The organism is Streptomyces sp. NPDC046759 (assembly GCF_040645475.1).
Taxonomy (GTDB): domain Bacteria; phylum Actinomycetota; class Actinomycetes; order Streptomycetales; family Streptomycetaceae; genus Streptomyces.
This window is the reverse complement of record NZ_JBEYYJ010000032.1, coordinates 77,736-102,865: the sequence shown is the minus strand read 5'-3', so window position 1 is coordinate 102,865 and position 25,130 is coordinate 77,736. Positions and strand designations below refer to the sequence as shown.

Here is a 25,130-nt window from a genome sequence, read left to right as displayed (position 1 = left end):
CCGAAACGCACCCATGTGGCGGTCAGGCCGCGGCGGCAGGGCGGTCCCGAGGCCGGTCGTGGGGTCAGTCGCCGGGTACCAGGTCCGCCCACACCTGTTTGCCGCCGCTGACCGGGAGCGTTCCCCAGGCCGCCGACACCGCTTCCACCAGGAGGATGCCCCGGCCGCCGGTGGCCTCCCAGCCGATGCTGGTGGGCTTGACGGGGCTGCGCGGGGAGGCGTCGGCGACGGCGAGCCGCAGCCGGTGGTTGACCAGGCTGAGGTCGAGGCGGACCTGGCCGCCGGTGTGGACGAGGGCGTTGGTGACGAGTTCGGAGACCACCAGCAGAGCCGTCTCCAGGGTGTCGGGCGAAACGCCCCAGGTGCGCAGCGTGCGCCGGGTGAAGCGGCGGGCGTGCCGGACCGCCTCCGGTACCCGCCACACCGTCCAGCTCTCGCGCAGCGGGCGCACGGCCATGCCGTCGTAGCGCATCAGCAGCAGGGCGACGTCGTCGTCACGGTGGGCGCCGGTGAGCAGCGCATCGGCGACCAGACCGAGGTGCGCGGGATCGGCGCCCGCCAGTTCCGTGGCGAGCCGGTCCATGCCGACGTCGATGTCCTCGTCCGGCGACTCCACCAGGCCGTCGGTGGTGAGCGCGATCACCGTGCCCGGCAGCAGCCGCAGCGGGGTCATCGGGAACTCGGCCTGGGCGAGCACGCCGAGCGGGGGCCCGCCCTCGGCCCGCACGATCTCGGTCGTGCCGTCCGGGTGGCGCAGCACCGGCTGGAGGTGGCCCGCCCGCACGCACCAGGCGGTGCCCTCCTCCATGTCGACGTCGACGTAGGCGCAGGTCGCGAACAGGTCGGTCTCCATGTCCAGCAGCAGCCGGTTGGCGTGCGCGACGACCACGTCCGGGCTGTGCCCCTCGGCGGCGTAGGCCCGCAGCGCGGTGCGCATCTGGCCCATCAGGGTGGCGGCGCCCGCGTTGTGGCCCTGCACGTCACCGATGACGAGGGCGACGTGGTGGTCGGCGAGCGGAATCACGTCGTACCAGTCGCCGCCGACCTCCAGTCCGGCGGTGGTCGGCAGGTACCGGGCGACGGCGACCGCGCCGGGCAGCCGGGGCAGGCGGCGTGGCAGCAGGGTCCGCTGCAGCATGCCGACGAGTTCGTGCTCGGCGTCGAAGGCGTGGGCGCGCAGCAGGGCCTGCCCGGCGAGGCCGGCGCAGGCGGTGAGCAGGGCGCGTTCGTCGGGGCTGAAGTCGTGCGGGCGGTCCCAGCCGATCAGGCAGGCGCCGGCCATGCGGCCGCCGGCGGGCAGCGGCAGCACGGCGAGTCCGCCGGGTCCGACGTCGGCGAGGGCGGGTTCCAGGCTGGTGCCGGCCGGCCAGATCCGGGAACGGCCCTCGCGCAGCGCGGCGGCCAGGGTCGGCATGGCGCGTACCGGCGCGTCGGGCCACTCGGTGCGCCACTCGGTGCGCCACACCTCGGGCCAGGCCTCGGGGTCCGGCGGGTCGAGGACGGTGACGACGAGCCGGTCGTTCTCCAGCTCGGCGAGCGCCAGCCGGTCGGCCTTCAGCGGCCCGCGCAGTGCGGCGACGACGGCCTCGCCGACGTCCTTGACGGTGGTGGCGGTGGCGAGGGCGGCGGCCAGACGCTGCACCCGGGCGACGTCGGTGACGTCGGAACGCAGGGTGGAGGCGTCGGCGACGGTGCCGACGAGCCGGGCGGAGCGGCCCTCACCGGTGGGCAGCAGCCGGCCACGCAGCCGCAGCCACTTGGGCGGTCCGGAGGCCTGCAGGACGCGGAACTCCAGCTCGCGTTCGCCGATGGACATGTGGTCGGCCTCGACCACGGACATCAGCGCGGGCAGGTCCTCGGGCACCGTGAGCGCCAGCAGGGTCTCGACCCGGCCGTCGAAGTCGTCCCGGGTGAGCCCGAACAGGCGCAGGAGGTCGTCCCCGACCTCGACCCGGCCGCTCTCCATGGCCAGGCTGAAGGCGTCCGGCGACAGTTCCCCGGTGTCGCCCTCGGGCGCGGCCGCGGGTACGGCGATGGCGCGGGCGATGAGCGCCAGGCAGGCGCGGTCGTCGGCGCCGAAACCGCCGAGGTGCTCGGTGACGGCCAGCAGACAGCCGCCGCCCCGGGGGGCGAGCGGCAGCACGGCCACGGAGAAGTCCGCGGACGGGGTGCGCCGGGCCTCGGGGCAGTCGGCCAGCTGCTCGGGGCCGAGCCAGAGCGGGTGTCCGGTGCGGTGGGCCTCGGCGACCGGTGAGCCGCCGGCGGTCGGATACCCGTCGCGCAGCCCGTACAGGGTGCGCGGCAGGCCCGCCGACTCGGCCAGGGACAGCTGGGAGGGGTCGTCACCGGGCGTGTAGACACCGGCGAAGGCCGCCCCGGCGAACACCAGCGCCTGTTCGAGGATCCGGCGCGGCCGGTCGGGTGTGACGGGCGACGCGGTGAGCGCGTCCAGAGCGGCTTCGGCACGCTCCGTCCTCGTACTGCTGACCGCAGTGCCCTCACTCCTCACCACGTTCGCCATTACAGCGCGTACGGGGCTCCGGCGCAGCCCCTGTGGACGCTGCTCATGGCGACATGGTGCGGAAAACCCGGCCGAGGGTGGCCGTCGCCGCGGCCACGGTGACCAGCAGGGGAAAGACCAGCATCGCCGTGCCGGGGCTCAGACGGGCCAGCAGCGCCCCGGCCAGGGCGGGGGCCAGGGCGGCCGCCGAGCCCGCCGCCAGCAGGAGCACGCTGACCACGCGGCCTTGCAGGTGATCGGGAGTGACGGCGGCCTGATGCCCGAAGAGGGCCGCATTGGCCGTGGGGCCGAGGAACACCGCGGCCGCCAGGGGCACGGCGGCCAGGACGCCGGTGGACAGGAGCGTCGCGACCACCATCAGCACGGCGGTGACCCAGCAGAGTACGGTGATCAAGGTGGGCAGGCGCAGCCGCCGCTGCAGGGCGGGGGCCGCGAGTGCGCCGAGGAAGCCGCCCAGCGCGAAAATCGTTCCGGCGAGACCGATCAGGAACGGGGAGAGTCCGGCCCGTCTGAGGGCGAGGGTCATCGCGAAGATCATGCCGGTGAAGGCCATGTTGAGCGGTGCCGCGATCAGGAGCAGCCCCCGCAGGAAGGGGTGCCGCAGCACGAACCGCACGCCCTCGGCGAGGGACGCGCCGGCCGGAGCGGCACTCCTGGCGGTGCCCGGCCGGCGCTCCGTGCCCGGCCGGGGCCCCTGCAGCGGCCGGCGGATGCACAGGACCGCGACCAAGGACAGCAGGAAACTCAGTGCGTTGCCGAGGAACGGCAGGGACCGGCCGACCCCGAAGAGCAGGCCGCCGAGCGGCGGGCCGGCCAGCGAAGTGCCGTACGAGCGGGCCTCGTTGCGGGCGACGGCGTCGGCGATCTGGTCGGCGCGCACGAGGGTGCGGATCGAGGCGTGCTCGGTCGTGCTGAAGACGGCGGTGGCGGCCGCGCTGCCGGCCACGACCGCGAGGACCACCGGCAGGGGGGCCGCACCCGCGGCGACCGCGGCCGCGAGGACGGCGTAGGCGGCGATCCGCAGGGCATCGCAGACGGCCATCAGGCGGCGCCGGTCGCAGCGGTCGGCGAGCACCCCGGAGGGCAGCCGGCACAGTGTGGTGGCGGCGAGTCCGACGGTTCCGACGAGTCCTGCCCGGGCCGTGGACCCCGTCTGCTGCAGGACCAGCAGCGGCAACGCCAGGTCCGCCATGGCACCGCCCAGGTCCGACAGGCACTGACCGGTCCACAGGAGGTTGAAAGCGCGGTTGCACCACAGGCTCGGCGGCGGGCCGGTGTCCGGCGCGTCGGTGTCGCCCTGTGCGGTGATCGGTGGTCTGCTCACGCCGGTTCCTCGGCGGGGGCGGGGTCCGGCGTCGGCCCGGCAGCCGCCACCGGGTCCGCTGCCCCGGCGAGGCCGGACGCGGGCGCCGGGCCGGCAAATCCCCCGGTCGTTGTGGGGACGACGAGCATTTTGGTCACCGACCCGTCGTCGGCGACGACGTCCCTCAGGTGGCGGAAGCCCAGCCGGCGGCACATGGCCAGGCTGGCGGTGTTCTCGGCCCCCACCATGCCGTACGCCTCCTGCAGTCCGAGCTGGTCGGCCGCGTGGCGCAGCAGGCCGCGCACCACCTCGCCGCCCAGCCCGCGGCCCCAGTACGCGGGGGCGAGCGCGGTGACGAGTTCGTGGCCGGGGACGTTGCCGGTCTTCTTCACCTCGGCGTGGCCGGCGTAGGCGCCGTCCAGCCACAGGCCCCACACGTCGAAGCGGCGCTGCGGGTAGACGTCCGTGAGGATCGTGTGGAAGAGGGCGCGCAGGTCCGGTTCGGGCACGAGCTCCTGGCCCATCCAGCGGCACACGTCGGCGTCGCGCAGCAGGCCGACGAAGGCGTCTTCGTCCTGGGGGCGGTAGGGCAGGAATTCCAGGCGTTCGGTGCGCAGTACGGGGGTCATTCGGGCTCCTCGGTGAGGGCGTGCTTCGGTGGGGCCGAGGGCGGTGGGGCGCCGATGCGGCGGTACGGGAGGTGGGGGGGAGCGCGGCGCCTGTGCCGGGCCGGCACCGCGTGGCCGGCCCGGCAGGACGTGCCGTTCCGGGCCGGTCAGGCCCCGGCGTTCTCCATGCGCTCGCGCAGGCTCCGCGGGCGCATGTCCGTCCAGACCTCGTCCACGTACGCGGTGCACTCGGCCTCGGTGCCCTCCTTGCCGACGGGCTGCCAGCCGGCGGGCACCTCGATGTCGGCCGGCCACAGGGAGTACTGCTCCTCGTCGTTGCGCAGCACCTGGTAGCGGGTGTTCTCGTCCATGTCTTGCTCCTTCGTCGTCACGGTCACGGGATGGGCCGGGGGGCGCGGGTGGGGATCGGCCGGGGCGCGGGTGGGGATCGGCCGGGGCGCGGGGCGGGCGCGGACCTCTCGGGGCCCCGCCTCGCCGGGCCGCGTGCCCCGGTGGCGCGTGCGAGGGTGCGGAACGTCGTCACCTGCCTCCCCGGGAGTGCCGGGCGATGTGCCGCAGGGCGACGGCGAACTCCTGCGCCACCCGGCGTATCGTCGCGGTGTCGTGGACGGCGGGGCGGTGGTGCCAGCTGAACGCGAGGCGGCCGTGCTGGACCGCGCCCACCACCTCCACCGGGTGGGAGCCGGGGTCCCGCGGGTCGTGGTCCTGTCCGAAGGATCCGTGCTCGGCGCGCACCAGGCCGCCGTCCGGAGTCCCGGGCAAGGCGTCCCACTGGCCCAGGTAGTTGAACACCACCTGACTGTGCGCGCCGGCGCCGAGGCGCTCGCGGACCTCGGGCGGGCCGAAGGTGCGCAGCGCCCCGAAGCCGATGCCGTTGCCCGGTACGGCGCGCAGCTGGCGGCGCACCGACTTCACCAGGGACCGCCAGTCCCGGTCCGGGCCGAGGTCCGTGGGCGAGGGCACCCGCAGAGCGACCGGATGGACGGTGGTGAACCAGCCGACGGTGCGGGAGAGGTCGACTCCGTCGAGCAGCTCCTCCCGGCCGTGGCCCTCCAGGTCGAGGCGAACCCGGTCCTGTCCGGTCCAGCGGGCCAGCGCCAGGGCGAGCGCGGCGAGCAGCACGTCGTTGACCCGCGTGCGGTAGGCCGTCGGTGCGGAACGCAGCAGAGCGGTGGTGTCCTCCTCGTCGAGTTCCACGCTCACCACGCTGGTCCCGGTGGACTCGGGGCCGGGTGTCGCGTCCACCGGGCCGGGCTCGAGTCGCGCCGCGTCCTCCCAGTACGGCAGTTCGTGGTCGAGACCCCCTCCGGCGACGTGCGCGGCGAACCGCCTCGCCCAGTCGCGGAAGCTGGTGCTCCGTTCTCCCAGGGAGACCGGCTCGCCGTGCAGCGCCTGCCGGTAGGCGGTCTCCAGGTCGTCGCGCAGGATGCGCCAGGAGACGGCGTCGACGACCAGGTGGTGGGCGACGAGCAGGAGGAACACCGGCCGGTCCGGGTCGCCGGTGAACAGGGCCGCCCGCAGTTTCGGGCCGTCGGACAGGTCGAACCCGCTGTGCAGGTCGTCGGCGGTCTTCTCCATGGCCGCGTCCGCCTCCTCGGCGGGCAGACCCGACAGGTCGTGGTGGTCGAGGACGTCGTACCGTCCGGCCGGCGGTGGATTGAACTGCTGCCAGCCGGCCGTGCCGGCGGAGCGGGTGAACCGCATGCGCAGGGCGTCGTGGTGGTCCAGCAGGGCGTCGAGGGCGGCGCGCAGCGCGCGCCGGTCGGGGACGCCGTCGAGTTCCAGCAGTGCCGCCTGGTTGAAGTGGTGGTGGGCGGCGCGCGGGGTGCTCAGGAACCACTGCTGGATCGGGGTGAGCGGCACCTCGCCGGTGACCGGCCCGTTCTCGGCCTGCCGGGGCGCGGTCCGCACCACGCCCGCGAGTTCGGCGACCGTCTGGTGGGTGAACAGGTCGCGGGTGGCCACGTGCAGGCCGTCCCGACGCAGCCGCGACACGACCTGCATGGTCAGGACGGAGTCGCCGCCGAGGGCGAAGAAGTTGTCGTCGGCACCGATGTCCTCGACACCGAGCACGTCGGACCAGATCCGGGCGATACGGCGCTCGGTGTCGGTGCGCGGGGCGATGCGGGCGCCGCCGGAGGCCCGTCCGGGTCCCGGTGCGGGCAGGGCGCGCCGGTCGGTCTTGCCGTTCGGGGTGAGCGGCAGCCGCGGGAGCGGCACGAAGACCGACGGCACCATGTGCGGCGGCAGCAGCCCGGCCAGGTGCTCGCGCAGCTCACCGACGGGCACGTCGGTGGCGGACGGCTCCTCCGGTACGACATAGGCGACCAGCCGGGCGGGTCCGGCGGCCGCACCTTCCTGCGGTGCATCCGCGCGTACGACGACGGCCGCGTCGCGCACCAGGGGACCGCGGCGCAGCGCGCTCTCGATCTCGCCCGGCTCGATGCGGAAGCCGCGCAGCTTGACCTGGTCGTCCGCGCGCCCGGCGAACCGGAGCTGGCCGTCGGCGGTCCACCGCACGAGGTCACCGGTGCGGTACATCCGCTCCCCCGGAGCGCCGAACGGGTCGGCGACGAAGCGCCCGGCGGTGAGTCCCGGCCGGCCCAGGTAGCCACGGGCGAGCCCGGGGCCCGCGAGGAACAACTCCCCCGTCACACCCGGGGGTACGGGTCGCAGAGCGGCGTCGAGGACGTACACCCGGGTGCCGGCCGCGGGACGGCCGATGGGCGGGGCACCCGAGCCGGGAGCCAGCGGGCCGGTCCAGGTGGCGACCACGGTGGCCTCGGTGGGCCCGTACGAATTGATCATCCGGCGGCCGGGTGCCCAGGTGTCGACGAGGTCGGCCGGGCAGGCCTCGGCGCCGACGATCAGGGTGCGCAGCGCGGGCAGGCTGCCGGCGGTGGCGGACGGGACGGTGGCCAGGGCCGCGGGTGGGATCAGCGTGTGGCTGATGCGCCGCTCGGCGAGCACCTCGGCCAGCCGCTCGCCGACCAGTGGCCCCTCCTCCCCGGTCACCAGGGCCGCTCCGCCGAGCAGGGACACGCACAGCTCCAGCACGGAGGCGTCGAAGCTGGGCGAGGCGAACTGCAGGACCCGGTCGCCGGGGCCGGCCGCGTACTGCTCGGCCGCGGCCGCGGCGAAGGAGGCGAGACCCCGGTGGGTCACCACCACACCCTTGGGGGTGCCGGTGGAGCCGGAGGTGTAGATGACGTAGGCGGGATGTCCGGGGGTGAGCGCGGTGGTGCGGTCGGCGTCCGTGGGCGCCGTGTCCGGCCCGTCGGCGGTCCAGATCCCGGCCGGGTCGTCGAGCACCAGACGGGCTCCGGCGTCGCGGATCATGAACTCCCTGCGCTGTGCCGGGTAATCGGGATCCACCGGCAGGAAGGCCCCGCCGGCCTTGGCGACGGCGAGCTGGGCGACCACCGTCTCCGCCGATCGGGGCAGGGTCAGGGCCACCACGTGCTCCGGTCCCACGCCGTCCCGGACCAGACGGTGGGCGAGCCGGTTGGCGGCACGCTCGACCTGCGCGTACGTCAGTTCCCGGTCGCCGTCCACCAGCGCGACCGCGTCCGGAGTGCGGGCCGCCTGCCGCTCGAACAGGGCCGGCAGGGTGGTCTCCGGCACGGGGCGGAAGGTGCCCCGGCCCTGGTCGAGGAGGCTCTTGGACTCGTCGTCGGAGGTGAGCGGAAGGGCGCCGAGTGGGCGCTCGGGGTCCTCGGCGACGGCGGTCAGCAGCGTGCCGAGCTGATGGGCCATCCGTTCGGCGGTGGCCGGGTCGAAGAGGTCGGTGTTGTAGGTGATCAGGCCGTGCAGCGCTCCGGTGCCGGTCTCGGCGAACTCCACGGTGAGGTCGAACGCCGCCTGCCGCGCGTCGGGTTCGACGTCCGTGACGTCCAGGCCGGGCAGGCGGAGGTCGGCGGCGGGGGTGTTCTGCAGGACGACCATGACCTGGAACAGCGGACTGCGACTGGTGTCCCGGACCGGCTGGACCTCGTCCACCACCCGTTCGAACGGCACGTCCTGGTGGGCGAAGGCCTCCAGCGCCGTCCGCCGCACGCCGGCCAGGAATGCGTCGAACGGCTGCTCGGCGTCGACCCGGGAGCGCAGGACCAGGGTGTTCACGAAGAACCCGACGAGGGCTCGGGTCTCGGGCAGGTCGCGGCCGGAGGTGACGGTGCCGACGGCGATGTCCTGTCCTCCGCCGAGGCGGGCCAGATAGGCCTGGGTGGCGGCGACGAGGGCGGTGAACAGGGTGGTGCCCCGGTCCCGGGCGAGCCGGGTGAGGCGCCGGACCGTCCGGGCCGGCAGCACGAGGCGGGTCGTCGCTCCGTTGCTGGTCCGCACCGGCGGCCGGGGCCGGTCGGTGGGCAGCTCCAGCGGTTCGGTGCCGGCCAGTTGCCGCTTCCAGTAGGCGAGTTGCTCGCCTGTGCCGGTGTCGCCGGCCGTACGCTGCCAGTGGGCGTAGTCGGCGTACTGCACGGGCAGCGGCGGCAACGCGCCGTCTTCGGCGCCCAGTTCGGCGCGGTAGAGATGGGCCAGGTCGCCCAGCAGCACCGAGGTCGACCACCCGTCGGTGACGATGTGGTGCAGGGCGAACGCGAGGACGTGGTCGTCGTCGGCCAGCCGGATCAGCTGGGCGCGCAGCAGCGGACCCTCACGCAGGTCGAAGGGGCGGGCGCGCTCGTCCGCGAGCAGCCGGCGCAGGGCCGGTTCGCGCTGGGCGCGGGACAGCAGGGACAGGTCGTGCGAGGGCAGCGGTACCCGGTGCGGCGGGTGGACGATCTGGACGCCCTGACCGTCCACGCTGTCGAAGGTGGTGCGCAGTGACTCGTGCCGGGCCACCAGGGCGGTGAGCGCCGCGCCGAGGGCGGCGGTGTCCGGGGTGCCGCGCAGGCGCAGGGCGAGCGCGGTGACGTATTCGGCACCGCCGGGCGCGAACTCCTCGAGGAACCACAGGCGTTGCTGGGCGTACGACATGGGCGCGGCCGCGTCGCGGGCGACCGGGACGATGGCCGGGCGTCGCGTGCCGTCCTGTGCGGTGAGCAGCCGCGCCAGAGCGGCCGGAGTGGTGTGGGTGAACACCTCCCGGGGAGTGAGGTCCGCGGTGAACGCCTCGGCCAGCCGGGCGGCGAGCCCGATGCTGAGGATGGAGTCGCCGCCCAGCTGGAAGAAGTCGTCCTCCACGCCGGGCGGTTCGATGCCCAGGACCTCCGCGAAGATCTCCGCCGTGCGCCGCTCGGCCTCGGTGCGGGGTGCGACGTGCTCGCCGGGCGCGGACGTCTCCGGCGCCGGCAGGGCTGCCCGGTCGACCTTGCCGTTGCCGCTCAGAGGGAGGGTGCCGAGCGGGACGAACGCGGCCGGGACGAGGTAGTCGGGCAGGGTGCGGGCGGCGAAGGCGCGCAGGCCGGCCGGGTCCTTGCCGGCCGGTCCGACGACGTAGGCGACCAGACGTTTGGCACCCGGCCGGTCCTCGCGGGCGAGCACGGCGACGTCCAGCACGTCCGGGTGGGCCGCGAGGGCGGCCTCGACCTCGCCGGGCTCCACCCGGAAGCCGCGGATCTTCACCTGGTCGTCGGCACGGCCGAGGAATTCGACGGTGCCGTCGGGGCGCCGCCGGGCCAGGTCCCCGGTGCGGTACATCCGGGTGCCGGGCGGGCCCGCCGGGTCGGCGAGGAAGCGGGCCGCGGTGTCCCCGGGACGGCCCAGGTAGCCGCGGGCCACGCCCTCACCGGCGATGTACAGCTCGCCCGCGCAGCCCGGCGGGACCGGCCGCAGCCGGGAGCCGAGAACGTGGATGCGCAGGTCGTCCAGCGGACGGCCGATGGGCACGGTGTCCGGCACGGCCGTCGCGTCGGCGAGCTCGTAGGAGGTGGCGAAGGTGGTGGTCTCGGTGGGTCCGTAGCCGTCCACCACGGTCAGTCCCGGGCAGGCGGCCAGTACCCGGCGCACGGCCGGTGCGGGGACCACGTCACCACCGGTCCACACCTGCTTCAGGCCCCGGAAGCAGTCCGGTGCGTCCTGCGCGAGCAGCCGGAAGAGGCCGGCGGTGAGCCACAGTGCCGTCAGTGCGCCGTCAGCGGTCAGCCGCCGCACCAGGCCCGCGTCCACGCCCTCGCCGGGCGCGACGACCACACAGCCGCCGGTGAGGAGCGGCGCCCACACCTCGAAGGTGGCGGCGTCGAAGGCGACGGGCGAGTGCAGCAGCACGCCTGCGCACACCCCGCCGGCGAAACGGCTGTCGGTGGCCAGCGCCGCCACGTCCCGGTGCCGTACCGCCACCGCCTTGGGCCGCCCGGTGGAGCCGGAGGTGAACATCACGTACGCCAGGCGGTCGGGGTCGGCGGACGGCAGCGACCGGCCTGTGGCGCCGGCACCCGGCTCGCGGTCCGGGGACGGGCGCAGCCGGCCCATCGCGCCGACCACGGGGTCCGTGACCCCGAAGGCCGCGGGCACGCCCGGGCTCCCCGCCGCGCCCACGTCGGTGTCGGCGTCACCGCGGACCGCGCACGGGCGGGGTTCGTTCTCGGGGCCGGAGGGTGTGGCGGGCGGGTCGGCCGGCGGAATGTCGGCGTCCTGCGCGCGGGCACGTGCGGCGGTGACCTCGGCCGAGGTGAGCCGCACGGTCACACCGGCCTGTGCGAGCAGCGCACGCCGGCGCTCCTCGGGGGCCCGGGCGTCGACGGGCACGTAGGCGCCGCCGGCGGTGAGTACGGCGAGCTGGGCGACGACAAGTTCGGCCGAGCGGTCCATCAGGAGCGCCACCCGGTCCTCGGCGCCCAGGCCGTCGGCCCGCAACCGGAGGGCGAGGCGCCGGGACCAGCCGGCGAGTTCGCGGTAGGTGAGCAGGCGGTCGCCGTCCCGCACCGCGGGGGCGTCCGGGGTACGGCGGGCCTGCTCGGCGAAGAGCTCCACCGGGCTGCGCGGGTCCGCCGGACGCACGGTGGTGTTCCACTCCGCCAGCAGCCGCCGGTCGGCCGGGGTGAGCGCGTCCAGGTCCCCGACGGACGTGTCGGTTGCATCGATGCCCTCGGTGAGAGCGATGAGCAGCCCGGCCAGCCGGTCGGCGGCGCGTTCGACGGTGTCCCGGTCGAACAGGCCGGGATCGTAGGCCAGGTCGAAACCGAGCCGCTCGGCGAGGTGGGCGCGCAGGCACCACGGGAACGTCGTGGCGTCGTCGGCGCGCACCTCCACCACACGGACCCCGGTGCGTGCGGTGGCCGCCTCGTCGACCGGGTAGTTCTCGAACACCACCATGCTGTCGAACAGGGCTTCGCCGGGCGGCACTTCGGCGGCGGCCTGGATGCGGGGCAGCGCGAGGAAGTCGTGACGGCGGGCGTCGCTCTGTCGTTCCTGCAGGTCGCGCAGCCATCGCAGCACCGGGCCGCCTCGGGGCACGCGGACCCGGGTCGGCACGGTGTTGATGAACATGCCGATCATGCCCTCCACGCCGGGCAGTTCGGCGGGACGGCCGGAGACCGTGGTGCCGAAGACCACGTCGTCACGGCCCGAGCAGCGCGCCAGCAGCAGCGCCCAGGCGCCCTCCACCACGGTGTTGACGGTGAGCCCGGCGCGAGCGGCGGTGTCCCGCAGCCGCCGCGAGGTCCGCTCGTCGAGCTCGTGGTGGACGGCCGCGGTGGAGCGCGCGCGGTGCGCCTCGGTGGGCGTACGGTCGTACGGCAACGGGGTGCGGGCGGTGAAGCCGTTGAGGGCTTCGGCCCAGTGCCGTTCGGCGGCGGTCTCGTCCTGGTCGCGCAGCCAGCGCAGGAAGTCGGAGAACGGCCGCCGCACCGGGGGCTCGGCGTGCGGGCCACCGGTGCGCCCGGCGTAGCGCTCGCACACCTCGGTGAGCAGCTGCCCGGTGCTCCAGCCGTCGAGGGCGATGTGGTGGGTGGACCAGAGCAGCAGCACCTCGTCGCCGGGCAGCGCGGCCAGCGTGAGCCGGGTGAGCGGGGCGGTGGTGACGTCGAGACCGCCGGCGCGGTCCTCGGCGATCAGCCGCTCCGTCTCCCGTGCCCGCCGCACGGGGTCCAGGTGCCGCCAGTCGAGGTGGGTGACGGGCAGCTCGGCCCGGCGGTGGACCACCTGGACCGGGTGCGGCAGGCCCCGCCAGTGCACGCTGGTGCGCAGCGCGGGGGTGCGGTCGGCGACCTGCTGCCACGCATCGGCGAACGCCTGCGGGTCGGCCACCCCGGACAGCCGTACCGCGGTGCGGTCGAAGTAGGCGCCCTCGGTGTCGACGAGCCCGTGGAAGAGCATGCCGGACTGCAGCGGGGTCAGGGGCAGCACGTCCTCGACGTGGCGGCCGTCGCCGACGAGTTCGTCCAGCCGGTCCTGGGTGAGGCCGGCGAGGGGGAAGTCGGAGGGGGTGCGTCCGCCGGTTCCGGGGCGGGCGCAGTGCGCCACGATGTCACGCAGGGCCGCGGCCGTCTCCTCGGCCAGGGCGCGGACGGTGTCCTCGTCGTACGTCCCGGCGGGGTAGGTCCACGCCAGTTCGAGCCGCCCGTGCTGGACCACGCCGGTGATGTCCAGGAGGTAGGGGCGCAGCTCGCCGGGATCGGTGTCGCGGCCGGCCGGGGGCAGGGCCGCGCGGTACAGTCCGTCGCCGGCGTCCGCGTCCCACTGTCCGTGGTAGTTGAAGCCGACTTGCGGGGCTGGGGTGCCGGCGAGCGGGCTGCCGGGCAGGAGGTGGCGCAGGGCGCCGTGGCTGAGGCCGTGCAGCGGGATCTCGCGCAGCTGTTCCTTGACCGAGCGCAGCGTGTCGTGCCAGCCGGCCGCGGGGTCGACGCGCAGGGCGAGGGGGAATTCGGCGGTGAACCAGCCCACCGTCCGCGACAGATCCATGTCGTCGAAGAGGTCCTCGCGGCCGTGGCCCTCCACACCGAGCAGCACGGTGTCCCGGCCGCACCAGCCGGCCAGGGTGCGGCCCAGTGCGCTGAGAAGGACGTCGTTGACCTGGGTGCGGTAGGCCTCGGGGACCTGCCGGAGCAGGGCGTCGGTCGTCGCCGGGTCCAGCGCCACGGTGACCGTGGCGGCTGTGCCGTGCGTGTTGGGGCCGGGCCGTCCGGCGGGCAGCGCGGCGGCCGGAGCGGCGCAGGTCCGCGTCCAGTACGGCAGGTCGCCGTCCAGGCCGCCGTCCCTGGTGTGCGCGGCGAGCCGCTCGGCCCAGCGGCCGTAGGAGGTGCCCGCGGGAGGCAGTTCCACCGGCTGCCCGGTCGCTGCCGCCCGGTACCCGGATTCCAGGTCGGTCAGCAGGATGCGCCAGGAGACGCCGTCGATCACCAAGTGGTGGGCGGTGAGAACGAGTTGGCTGCCCCGATCGGGTCCGCGATCGAGGAACAGGACCTGGACGACCCGTCCGGTGAGTGGGTCGAGCGCGGTCTGGGCCTCCTCCGTCAGCCGCTGCACCTCCGCCTCCAGTGCCGTTCCGTGCAGCCCGGTCACGTCGTACCGGGTGAAGACGGGGGCCGGCGCCTCGTCCAGGGCCTCCTGGAGCCAGCCGGGGTCCGTTCGGCGGAAGCGGGTGCGCAGGGCGGCGTGACGGCGTACGACGGCCTCCACGGCCCGGCTCAGGGCGGACGGGTCGGTGCCCGGCGCCAGTTCCAGCCGCTGGGTCATGCTGAAGCGGAGCGGCGCGGCGGGATCGCGGTCACCGAGGTACCAGTGCTGGATGGGGGTGAGCGGGGCCTGTGCGGGCGGGACGTCGGCGGCTGCCCGGCTCGGCCGCGACCGGCCGGCGCTCAGGGCGAGTTCGGCCACCGTCTGGTGCCGGAAGACGTCCTTGGTGGTGAGGGCGAGTCCGGCCTGCCGGGCCCGGGCGACGATCTGGATGCTGAGGATCGAGTCGCCGCCGAGCGTGAAGAAGTTGTCCCGCGCGCCCACCCGTTCGACGCCGAGCACCTCGGCCCAGATGGCGGCGAGGCGCTCCTCGGTCCCGGGCCGGGGGGCGACGTACGGGGTGGTGCCGTCGGGCCGGGCGGGCGGCGCGGGCAGCGCGCGCCGGTCGGTCTTGCCGCTGGTGGTGCGCGGGATGCGGGCCAGCGGCACGAAGGCGGCGGGCACCATGTGGTCGGGCAGGGTCCGGCGCAGCTCGACGCGCAGCTCGTCCCCGGACGGAACCTGCCCGCCCGCGGGGACCACATAGCCGACGAGCATCAGGCGGCCCGCGTGCTCGCGCGCGCTCACCGCGGCGTCCGCCACGCCGGGATGCGCGCGGAGCGCCGCCTCCACCTCGCCCGGCTCGATGCGGAAGCCGCGGATCTTGATCTGTTCGTCGGTGCGGCCGAGGAACACCAGGCGGCCGTCGCGGTCCCAGCGGGCCAGGTCGCCGGTGCGGTACATCCGCTCTCCCGGCGCGCCGAACGGGTCGGCCGGGAAACGGGCGGCGGTCAGGCCGGGGCGGCCGAGGTAGCCGCGGGCCACCTGGTCGCCGGCCAGGTACAGCTCGCCGGGCATGCCGCAGGGCACCGGGCGCAGGGCGTCGTCGAGGACGTAGGCCCGCAGGTTGCCGCCGGGACGGCCGATGACCGGGTGGCCGGGGTGGTCGGCCACGCGGCCGTAGACCGCGTCGACGGTGCATTCGGTCGGACCGTACATGTTGTAGGCGGTGACCCCGTGGTCCCGTGCGGCGTCGGCCAGTTCGCGCCAGGTCGCCGCGGGGACGGCCTCGCCGCCGACGAGCAGCAGGGGCGGGTGGTGCCGGCCCGGCGCGAACAGACCGGCGGAGATGAGTTCGCGCAGGAAGGACGGGGTGACGTTGACCAGGTCGAGACGGTGCTCGGCGATCTGGGCGCAGAACGCCTCCGGGTCCATGCGGACGTCCTCGGCGACGAGGTGCACCTGGTGGCCGAGGGCGAGCAGCAGCGGTCCCTCCCAGGAGGTGTCGAAGGAGAAGGAGGCGCTGAGCGCCGCCCGCAGCCGGCGCCCGTCGGCCGTGTGCGGGGCGAGCAGGTTGTCGCGGTGGTCGTGGCAGAGGTTGACCAGGTGCCGGTGTTCGACGGTGACGCCCTTGGGGCGTCCGGTGGAGCCGGAGGTGTAGACGATGTACGCGGCGTGCTGCGGCAGCAGCGGGCGGATGCGGTCGGCGTCGGCGGGGTCGTGGGCGGGCAGCCGGTCCCAGGGCACCTGGCCCAGGTCGGTCAGCAGGCTGTGCGGTCGTGCGTCGCGGAGCAGGAACTCCGTCCGCTCGGCCGGGAGTTCCGGATCGAGGCAGAGCAGGGTGGCGCCCGCCTTGAGGACCGCGAACACCGCCACGACCAGGTCTGAGGTGCGTGGCAGCCGTACCGCGACGACGCGTTCGGGGCCGGCGCCGAGCCCGATCAGGTGGTGGGCGAGCCGATTGGCCCGCTCGTTCAGCGCGGCGAAGCCGAGGGTGGCGTCGCGGGCGACGAGGGCGGTGTGGTGCGGGGTGCGCGCGGCCCGGGCCTCGAAAAGTGCGGGGAAGGTGGTGTCCGGCCGGGGCAGCCGCGGGCCTGTCCCCTGCCGGAGCACCCACCGGCGTTCGGCGTCGGTCGTGAGCGGCAGGTCCCGTACGGCGCGGTCCGGATCCTCGGCCACCGCCTCCAGCAGGATCCGCAGCCGGGCCGCCAGGTTCTCGGCGGTCTCCGTGTCGAACAGGCCTGTGTTGTACTCCAGATGGCCGGTGAGGCCGCCGTCGCGTTGGACGAAGTCGAAGGCGAGGTCGAAGGTGGCGTTGCGGACCGGCGGGGTCAGCGGCTCGACCTGCAGGCCGGGCAGGCGGGGTGTTTCGGCGCCGAGGTTGTGCAGCGCCACCATCACCTGGAACAACGGAGTCCGGCTGGTGTCCCGCTCCGGCTGGAGGGCGTCCACCAGCCGCTCGAAGGGCACGTCCTGGTGCGCGAAGGCGTCCAGGACGGTCCCCCGTACCTGTGTCAGCAGCTCACGGAACGGGAGTTCGGGGCGCACCCGGGCGCGCAGCACCAGTGTGTTGACGAACATGCCCGCCACGTCGTGCAGTTCGGGCCGGTCCCGGCCCGCGGTGACGGTGCCGACGGTCAGGTCGTCCTGGCCCGCCCAGCGGGCGAGCAGCAGCTGGCAGGCGGCGACCAGGGTCATGTAGAGGGTGGCGTCGGCCTCCCGGCCCCGCCCGGTCAGCCGCTCGACGAGTGCGGGGGGCAGGGCGAAGGTGACGAGGGCGCCGTCCCGGGTGCGGACGGCGGGGCGGGGCCGGTCGGTGGGCAGCTCCAGCGGGGTGACGCCCTCGAGCACCCGGCGCCAGTGGGCGAGGTCGGCCTCGGCGCGGTCGGTGCGGCTGCGCTGCCAGGCGGCGTGGTCGGCGTACCGGACGGGCAGGGCGGGCAGGTCGGGAGCCCGGTGCTCGCGGGCCGCCGTGTAGAACTCGCCCAGGTCCCGGCCCAGTACGCCCAGGGACCAGCCGTCGGTGACGATGTGGTGCAGGGCGAGGACGAGGACGTGCTCCTCGGGGGCGAGGCGGGCCAGGCGGGCGCGCAGCAGCGGGCCGGTGGTCAGGTCGAAGGGCGTGGCGGCCTCGCGGTCCAGGAGGGCGTCGAGGGCGGCGCGGCCGGCCGTCTCCTCCACGGGGAGGTCCACGGGGGCCGGCGGGTGGATCACCTGGCGTGGCCGGCCGTCCTGTTCGGCGAACGTCGTGCGCAGGGACTCGTGCCGGGCGACCAGGCCGTCCAGTGCCGTGCGCAGGGCGGGCACGTCCAGCGGGCCGCGCAGGCGCAGGACGGACAGGGTCGTGTACTCGGTGCTGCCCGGCTCGAACCGGTCCAGGAACCACAGGCGTTGCTGGGCGTACGACAGGGGTGCCGGCGCGTCCGGGGCGAGGGCCGGGACGGCGTCGTCCGGGGTACCGGGACGGGCGGACGGGTCACCCAGCGCGGCCGCGAGGTCCGACAGCGTGGCGTGGGTGAACAGCAGCCGGGGCGAGACGTCCCGGCCGTAGGCGGCGCGCAGCCGGGAGGTCACGCGCACCGCGAGGAGGGAGTCGCCGCCGAGGGCGAAGAAGTCGTCCTCGGCGCAGATCTCGTCCGTGTCCAGGACGTCCTCCCACGCGGCGGCGACGAGGCGTTCGGCGGGGGTGCGCGGCGCGGTGCGCTCGCCGCGGGTGGCGAAGCCGTCGGGGCCGGGTGCCGGCAGCGCCCGCCGGTCCAGCTTGCCGTTGACGGTCAGGGGCAGCGCCGCCATCGGCACATAGGCGGCGGGCACCATGTGGGCGGGCAGCAGCCGTTCGAGGTGCGCCCGGAGTTCGGCGGCGGGGGGCGGCGGTGCGGCACGGTCGCCGGTGCCGGTCCCGACGACGTGGGCCACCAGGCGCCGGGTGCCGGCGGAGTCCTCGTGGACGCCGACGGTCGCGGCGCCGATCCCCGGATGGGTGTGCAGGGCGGCCTCGATCTCGCCGGGCTCGATGCGATAGCCGCGGATCTTGACCTGCTGGTCGGCGCGGCCGAGGTATTCCAGGGTGCCGTCGGCCCGCCACCGGGCCCGGTCGCCGGTGCGGTACATGCGGGTGCCGGGGAGCCCGAACGGGTCGGCGAGGAAGCGGGTTGCGGTCAGGCCGGGCCGGCCCAGATAGCCGCGGGCCAGGCCCTCGCCCGCCACGTACATCTCGCCGACGGCCCCGGGCGGTACGGGCCTGAGCGCGTCGTCGAGGACGTAGACGCGCAGGTCGGTTATGCCGGTGCCGATGGGGCTGGCGGTGCCGGTGCGGGCCGTGGTGCGGTCCAGCGGGGCGTAGGTGACGTGCACGGTGGTCTCGGTGATGCCGTACATGTTCACCAGGCGGGGCGTGGTGTCCGGGTGGCGGGCGTACCAGTCCGCGAGCCGGGACACGTCCAGCGCCTCGCCGCCGAAGATCACCGTGCGCAGCGCCAATCCGCCGGCGACGTCGGGGAGTTCGTGGTCGGCGCGTATCAGGGGGTAGAAGGCGGACGGGGTCTGGTTGAGGACGGTGACCCGCTCGTCGGCGAGCAGGCGCAGGAAGTCCTCCGGGGAGCGGGCGGTGTCGTCGGGGACGACGACGAGCCGGCCGCCGTGCAGCAGCGGGCCCCACAGCTCCCACACGGAGAAGTCGAAGGCGTAGGAGTGGAACAGGGTCCACACGTCGTCGGCGCCGAAGCCGAACCAGTGCGCGGTGCGGGTGAACAGCCGGACCACGTTGGCGTGCGGGATCACGACGCCCTTGGGGCGGCCGGTGGAGCCGGAGGTGTAGATGGCGTAGGCGGGGCTCTCGGGCAGCGGGCGGCGGGCCGGTTCCGCCGGGCCGGAGGCGGGACGGCAGGCCAGGTCGGCGCGCACGGCCGGGTCGTCCAGCAGCACGAGCGGCACGGTCGTGCCGGCCGCGGCGCCGGACGTGGTGGTCACCAGCGCGACCGGCGCGGCGTCGGCCAGCAGGTGGGCGACGCGTTCGGCGGGCAGTTCGGGGGCGATGGGCAGGTACGCGGCGCCGGTCTTCAGGACGGCGAGGACGGCCACGACCAAGTCGGTGGAGCGGGGCAGCGCCAGGGCCACGAACCGTTCGCGTGCCGCGCCCAGTTCGGTGAGCCGGTGGGCCAGCCGGTTCGCCCGGGCGTTCAGGGTGGCGTAGTCGAGGCGGTCGTCGCCGCAGGTGACGGCCTCGGTGTGCGGGGTGCGGGCGGCCTGTGCCTCGAAGAGGTCGACCAGGGTCTCGGCCGGCCGGCCCCGCTCGCTGCCGTTCCAGTCCCGCAGGATGTGCCGTTCTTCCTCGGCGGTCGTCCAGGTGAGACGGTCGAGCGGGCGGTCCGGGTCGTCGGCCAGGCCGGTGAGGAGCAGGCAGAGCCGGTGCGCGAGGGTCCGTACCGTAGCGGCGTCGAACAGCTCCGGGTCGTAGGCGAGGTCGAAGCCGAGGCGTTCACCGTGGTGGGCCCGCAGCACGAGCGGGTAGTTGGTGGCGTCCCGCGAGGAGACCTCGGCCAGGCGGATGCCGGAGCCGGCGGAACGGGCCTCGTCGAACGGATAGTTCTCGAAGGCCACCATGCTGTCGAACAGCGCGCTGCCGGCCGGCACGTCGCTCAGCGCGGTGAGTTCGGCGAGCGACACCGCGGCGAACCTCCGCGCCTCGGCCTGCGCCTCCTGCAGCTCCCGGAGCCAGGCGGTGGCGGTACGGGCGCCGTCCACCCGCACCCGTGTGGGCAGGGTGTTGATGAACATGCCGACCATCGACTCCACGCCGGGCAGGTCGTCGGGGCGGCCGGAGACCGTGGTGCCGAACAGCACGTCCCGTTCGGCGCTGCAGCGCGACAGCAGCAGTGCCCAGGCGCCCTGCACCACGGTGCCGAGGGTCAGCCCGGCGGCGCGGGCGGTGCGGGCCAGCCTCGCGGACACCTCGTCGCAGAGCCCGGCCGTGTGGACGCCGGCCGAGCGGCTCTCGTGGCCGGGCCGCCGGACGCGGTCGGCCGGCAGCGGGGTGGGCGTGGCGAAGCCGGCGAGGACGTGACGCCAGTGCGCGCGGGCGGCACCGGTGTCCTGGCCGGCCAGCCAGCGCACATAGTCACCGAACGGGCGCCGTACCGGCGGCCTGGGCTCGGTGCCGGAGACGAGCGCGGCGTACTCCTCGAAGACCTCGGTGAGCACCTGGGCGAGGCTCCAGCCGTCGAGGATCAGGTGGTGGGAGGTCCACAGCAGCTGTACGCGGGCCTCGGGCAGCCGGACGAGGGTGAGCCGCATCAGCGGTGCGCTCCCGAGGTCCAGGCCGCGTGCGAGGTCCTCGGCCCGCAGCCGGTCGAGCCGCCCGTCCCGCTCCTCGGCGGGCACCGCGCGCCAGTCCACGACCTCGGCGGGAAGCCGTACCTCGCGGTGCACCACCTGGAGCGGCGCCGGCACGCCCTCCCACACCACCGAGGTGCGCAGGGCGGGGGTGCGGTCGGCGACCCGTTGCCACGCGACGGCGAGGGCGTCGGGGTCGGTCACGCCCTCCAGCAGCAGTGCGGCCTGGTCGAGGTACACGTCGTCCGGCCCGCCGACCAGGCGGTGGAAGAGCATGCCCTCCTGCAGCGGGGTGAGCGGCAGCAGGTCCTCCACCTCGCGTCCGTCGCCGGCGAGGCGGTCCACGGTCGCCTGGTCCAGGCGGGCGAGCGGGAAGTCGGAGGGGGTGCGGCCGCCGGCGTCCGGGCGGGCGCAGTGCTCGGTGACGTCGGCGAGCGCCCGGACCATGGCGTCGGCCAGCGCGCGGACCGTCTCGGCCCGGTGCACCTGGTCGCTGTAGTGCCAGGTGATCTCCAGCTCGCCGTCGGCCACCGCGGCCGTGACGTCGAGGAGGTGGTCGAGCGGCTCGGCCGGGTCCGTGTCCCGGCCGGGTACGTCGGCGGCGGGCGCGAAGTCCCGGCCCGCGGCCGTCTCCCACTGACCGTGGTAGGTGAAGCAGACCTGGGGCAGCGGCTGGTCCCTCAGGGCCCGGGCCTCCGGCCGGGGCGAGCCGAGGTGGGCCAGCGCCTGGTGGCTCAGGCCCCGGCGGGGCACGGCCCGCAGCTGTTCCTTGACCCCCTTGAGCGTGGCGCCCCAGTCGGACGGGGCCGCCGGGGTGAGGGTGACGGAGTACTGCGTGGTGAACCAGCCGACCGTACGGGAGAGATCGGCGCCCTCCACCAGGTGCTCCTCGCGGCCGTGGCCCTCCAGGGCGACGGTCACGTGCTCGGCGCCCGTCCAGTCGGCGAGCACCCGTCCCAGTGCGCTCAGCAGCACGTCGTTGACCTGCGTGCGGTACACGCCCGGCACCCGCCGCAACAGGGCGTCGGTGGTGGCGCGGTCGACGCGGGTGCGCACGGTGCGCACGGATCCGGCGAGGGGGGTGCCCGGCAGGTCCACGGGCAGCGGGGTGCGCGGCCGGGCCGCCTCGGCCGCCCAGTACGGCAGGTCGTCGTCCAGGGCGCCGGACCGCACCAGTTCGGCCAGCCGACGCGACCAGTCGGTGAACGGGGTCTGCTCGGGCTGCGGTTGCGGGTCCTGCCCCGCCGCGGCCTGCCGGTAGGCGTGTTCCAGGTCGGCGAGCAGCACGCGCCAGGAAACACTGTCGACGGCAAGGTGGTGGGCCGCCAGGAACAGTTGAGGCCGGTCGCCGTGCGGCAGCAGAACGGCGCGCAGCAACACCCCCGTGCCCGGGTCGAGGGCCGCCCGGGCGGCGTCGGCGGCGTCGGCGGGTTCGGTGCCCGAAGGGGCCCGGGTCAGCAGTCCGGTGGCCGGCGCCCCGGCCGGGTGCAGCCGCCAGGTGTCCCCGGCACGGGTGTAGCGCGCGCCGAGTGCCGGATGCCGGGCGACGACGGCCTCCAGGGCCCGTTCCAGCGCCCGTTCGTCGAGGTCGTACGGCAGGTCGAGCAGCATCGACATGCTGAAGTGCCGCAGTGGGCCGTGCGTGGCGAAGAACCACTCCTGGACGGGCGTGAGCGGCGCGGGTCCGTCGTCGTGCGGTCGCCGGGGCGCGGGTACGGGGGCGGTGCGGCGGGCCGACGCCGCGGCCAGGTCGGCGACCGTCTGATGGCGGAAGACGTCCTGCGAGGCGAGGTGCAGCCCCGCGGCGCGGGCGCGCGAGACCGCCTGGATGCTCAGGATGGAGTCGCCGCCCAGTTCGAAGAAGTTGTCCGTCACGCCCACCCGGGACACACCGAGCACCTCGGCCCAGATCCCGGCCAGGGTCTGCTCGGCGGGGGTGCGTGGGGCGACGAACTCCCGCTCCCGCTCGGCGCCTTCGAAGTCCGGGGCGGGCAGGGCGCGGCGGTCCAGCTTGCCGCTGGTGGTCAGCGGCAGCGCGTCCAGCGCGGTGAAGGAGGACGGCACCATGTGATCGGGCAGCACGGCGCGCAGGGCTGCCCGCAACTGGCCCGGGGCGGCCCCGGGGGCGCCTGCCGCGGGGACCACGTAGGCGGCCAGGCGGATGTGTCCGTGCCGGTCCGGTACGGCGGCGACGGCCGCAGCGCCGATCTCGGGCAGGTCGAGCAGGGCCGCCTCGATCTCGCCGGGCTCGATGCGGTGACCGCGCACCTTGACCTGGTCGTCGGCGCGCCCGAGGTAGTCGAGGCGGCCGTCCGCCGTCCAGCGGGCCAGGTCGCCCGTGCGGTACATGCGGGTGCCCGGTGTCCCGTAGGGGTCGGGCAGGAACCGGGCCGCGGTCAGGCCCGGCCGGTGCGTGTAGCCCCGGGCCAGCTGCGCGCCCGCCAGGTACAGCTCGCCGCCGACGCCGGGTGGCACCGGCCGGAGCCGGTCGTCGAGGACGTAGGCCCGTACGTTCGGCAGGGGGCGGCCCACCAGCGGACGGTCGCCGCCCTCGATGCGGCAGGCCAGCGCGTCGACGGTGCACTCGGTGGGGCCGTAGAAGTTGTAGGCGGCCACGTCGGGATGTGCGGCCAGCTCGCGCCACAGCGCGGCGCCGACCGCCTCCCCGCCGAGCATCAGCACCCTCGGCCGGTGCCGGGGGTCGGTGAGCAGCCCCGCGGGCAGCAGTTGCCGCAGGTACGACGGGGTGACGTCGAGGAAGTCGACACGGTGCAACACGACGTACTCGACCAGGGCGGCCGGATCCATCCGGGTCGTCTCGTCCACCAGGTGCAGCGGATGGCCGTCGGCCATCAGCAGCACGCCTTCCAGGGAGGTGTCGAAGGAGAACGACGCGGTGAGGGCGACCCGCAGCGGGCCGCCGCCCGCGTCGGCGACGAAACCGCTGCGGTGGGCTGCCAGCAGATTGACCACCGAACGGTGCTCGACGGCGACGCCCTTGGGGCGCCCGGTGGAGCCCGAGGTGTGGATGACGTAGGCGGTGTGCGAGGGGTGCAGCGGCCGGCGGCGGTCGGCGTCGGTGGGGGCGGTGTCGGGCGCCCCCTCCGGCACCTCCCGCAGCGCGGCCTCGTCCAGGACCAGCGCGGGCCGGGCGTCCTCGAGGAGATGGCGGACGCGTTCCTCGGGCAGGGCCGGGTCCACGGGCAGATAGCCGGCGCCGGACTTCCAGACGGCGAGGATCGCCACGATCGTGTCGGCGGTGCGCGGCAGCCGCAGCGCGACCAGCCGTTCGGGACCGGCGCCGCGGGCGATGAGGTGGTGGGCGAGCCGGTTGGCGCGGGCGTCGAGCGTGGCGTAGTCGAGGCGTTCACCGCCGGCGACCAGGGCGAGCGCGTCGGGCGTCAGGGCCGCACGGCGCTCGAAGAGCTCGGGGCAGGTGGTCTCCTCGACCGGCCGTGCGGTGGCGTTCCAGTCGTGCGTCACCTGCCGTACTTCTGGCGCGGACAGCAGGGGCAGGGTGCCGAGCGGCCGGTCGGGTTCGGCGGCGGCGCCCTCCAGCAGCCGCAGCAGCTGCCCCGCCATGCGCTCGGCCGTCGCCGGTTCGAACAGATCGGTGCGGTATTCCAGCAGGCCGGCCAGGCCGTCGCCGTCGGGGACGAACTCGACGCTCAGGTCGAAGGTGGCCGCCTGCCGGGGCACGGTGACCGGCTCGGCGGCGAGGCCCCGCGGTGCGGTCGCGGCGGGCGGCTCGGGGTGGAGCAGGACCATCACGTCGAACAGGGGGTTGCGGCCCGCCTCGCGGGGCGCGCCCACCGCCTCCACGATCCGCTCGAACGGCGTGTCGCCGTGCGCGAAGGCGTCGTTGACGGTGTCGGTCGCCCGCGCCAGCAGATCCCGGAAGGTGCCAAAGGCCCGCACCGGGGTGCGCAGCACGACCGTGTTCACGAAGAAGCCGACGGCCCGCTCGAGCTCGGTGCGCGGGCGGCCGGGGGTCAGCGAGCCGACGCAGCTGTCGTCCTGGCCGGACCAGCGGGCCAGCAGGGCCTGGGTTCCCGCGACGAGGGCGGTGTGGAGGGTGGTGTGCTGTTCTCTCGCGAGATCGCGCAGCCGGGCCGTGAGGTCGGCCGGCACGGCGAACGTGTGGACGGCTCCCGCGCCGGCCTCCTCGCCGCGCCGCGGCCGGTCCAGCGGCAGCTCCGGCGCCACCGCGCCCGCCAGCTGCTGCTTCCAGTACGACAGATGACGCTCCAGCCGGGCGCCGGAGAGCTGCTCGCGCTGCCACACCGCGAAGTCCGGATACTGCGCGGGCACCGCGGGCAGGCCGGGTGCGGCGCCACAGGAGAGGGCGTCGTAGGCCGTGCACAGCTCGCCGAGGACTATGCCCATCGACCAGCCGTCCGTGACGATGTGATGGGCCGTCAGCAGGAGCACGTACGCGGTCGCCGACTCCCGCAGCAGGGCGGCGCGCAGCAGGGGCCCCCGCAGCAGGTCGAAGGGGCGGGAGTACTCCGCGAGCAGGGTGGCGTCGACGTCGTCGGGCTCCAGGACGGTCAGGGGCACCGGGCTGGCGGCGTGCACGGTCTGCACCGGCCTGCCGTCGGTCTCGTCGAACGTGGTGCGCAGCGCCTCGTGGCGGGCCACGACGGCGGCGAGGGCGGCCTCCAGCGCGCCCTGGTCCAGGTCGCCCGTGAGCCGTACCGCGACGGCGCTGTTGTAGCGGGCGTCGCCCGGTCGCAGCCGGTCCAGGAACCACAGGCGCTGCTGGGCGTACGAGAGCGGCAGCGGGCGGTCGCGGTCGGCGCGCGGGATGCCGGGCGCCGCTCCCGGGGCCGCGCCGGCCCGTCCGGCCAGGCGCCGGCGCAGGGCCTCCCGCAGGTCCTCGGGCAGCGCCTGGGTGCGCTCCCGCCTGGAAGGCTGCGAAGAACCGGCGGGGTTCGCGGGGTTCGCGGGGTTCGAAGACGTCATGGTCGTC

General features: G+C 75.3%; 5 protein-coding genes. All 5 read right to left on the bottom strand.

All coding sequences use genetic code 11. The features are described from left to right. Positions 1-64 precede the first annotated feature (64 nt). Complete coding sequence (locus ABZ919_RS33615) at positions 65-2,521, bottom strand: SpoIIE family protein phosphatase (protein ID WP_361255377.1); 2,457 nt, start codon at positions 2,519-2,521, stop codon at positions 65-67. A 43-nt stretch (positions 2,522-2,564) separates the two neighbouring features. Then, entirely contained in the window at positions 2,565-3,845 is a 1,281-nt protein-coding gene (locus ABZ919_RS33610) for an MFS transporter (RefSeq protein ID WP_361255375.1), read from the bottom strand. Further along, positions 3,842-4,453: a GNAT family N-acetyltransferase gene (locus ABZ919_RS33605; protein WP_361255372.1), complete on the bottom strand. Its 612-nt coding sequence runs from the start codon at positions 4,451-4,453 to the stop codon at positions 3,842-3,844. Before ABZ919_RS33605 ends, ABZ919_RS33610 begins: the two co-directional genes overlap by 4 nt. A 146-nt stretch (positions 4,454-4,599) precedes the next feature. Continuing rightward, a complete protein-coding gene (locus ABZ919_RS33600; RefSeq protein ID WP_361255369.1) occupies positions 4,600-4,803 on the bottom strand; it encodes an MbtH family NRPS accessory protein in 204 nt (67 codons plus the stop codon). A 169-nt stretch (positions 4,804-4,972) separates the two neighbouring features. Continuing rightward, complete coding sequence (locus tag ABZ919_RS33595) at positions 4,973-25,123, bottom strand: non-ribosomal peptide synthase/polyketide synthase (protein WP_361255366.1); 20,151 nt, start codon at positions 25,121-25,123, stop codon at positions 4,973-4,975. Positions 25,124-25,130 lie beyond the last annotated feature (7 nt).

What these genes read in the sequence shown, in the direction of transcription:
- ABZ919_RS33615 (WP_361255377.1), bottom strand. Translation starts at nt 2,521, where the DNA reads ATGGCGAACGTGGTGAGGAGTGAGGGCACTGCGGTCAGCAGTACGAGG.
- ABZ919_RS33605 (WP_361255372.1), bottom strand. Translation starts at nt 4,453, where the DNA reads ATGACCCCCGTACTGCGCACCGAACGCCTGGAATTCCTGCCCTACCGC.
- ABZ919_RS33600 (WP_361255369.1), bottom strand. Translation starts at nt 4,803, where the DNA reads ATGGACGAGAACACCCGCTACCAGGTGCTGCGCAACGACGAGGAGCAG.
- ABZ919_RS33595 (WP_361255366.1), bottom strand. Translation starts at nt 25,123, where the DNA reads ATGACGTCTTCGAACCCCGCGAACCCCGCGAACCCCGCCGGTTCTTCG.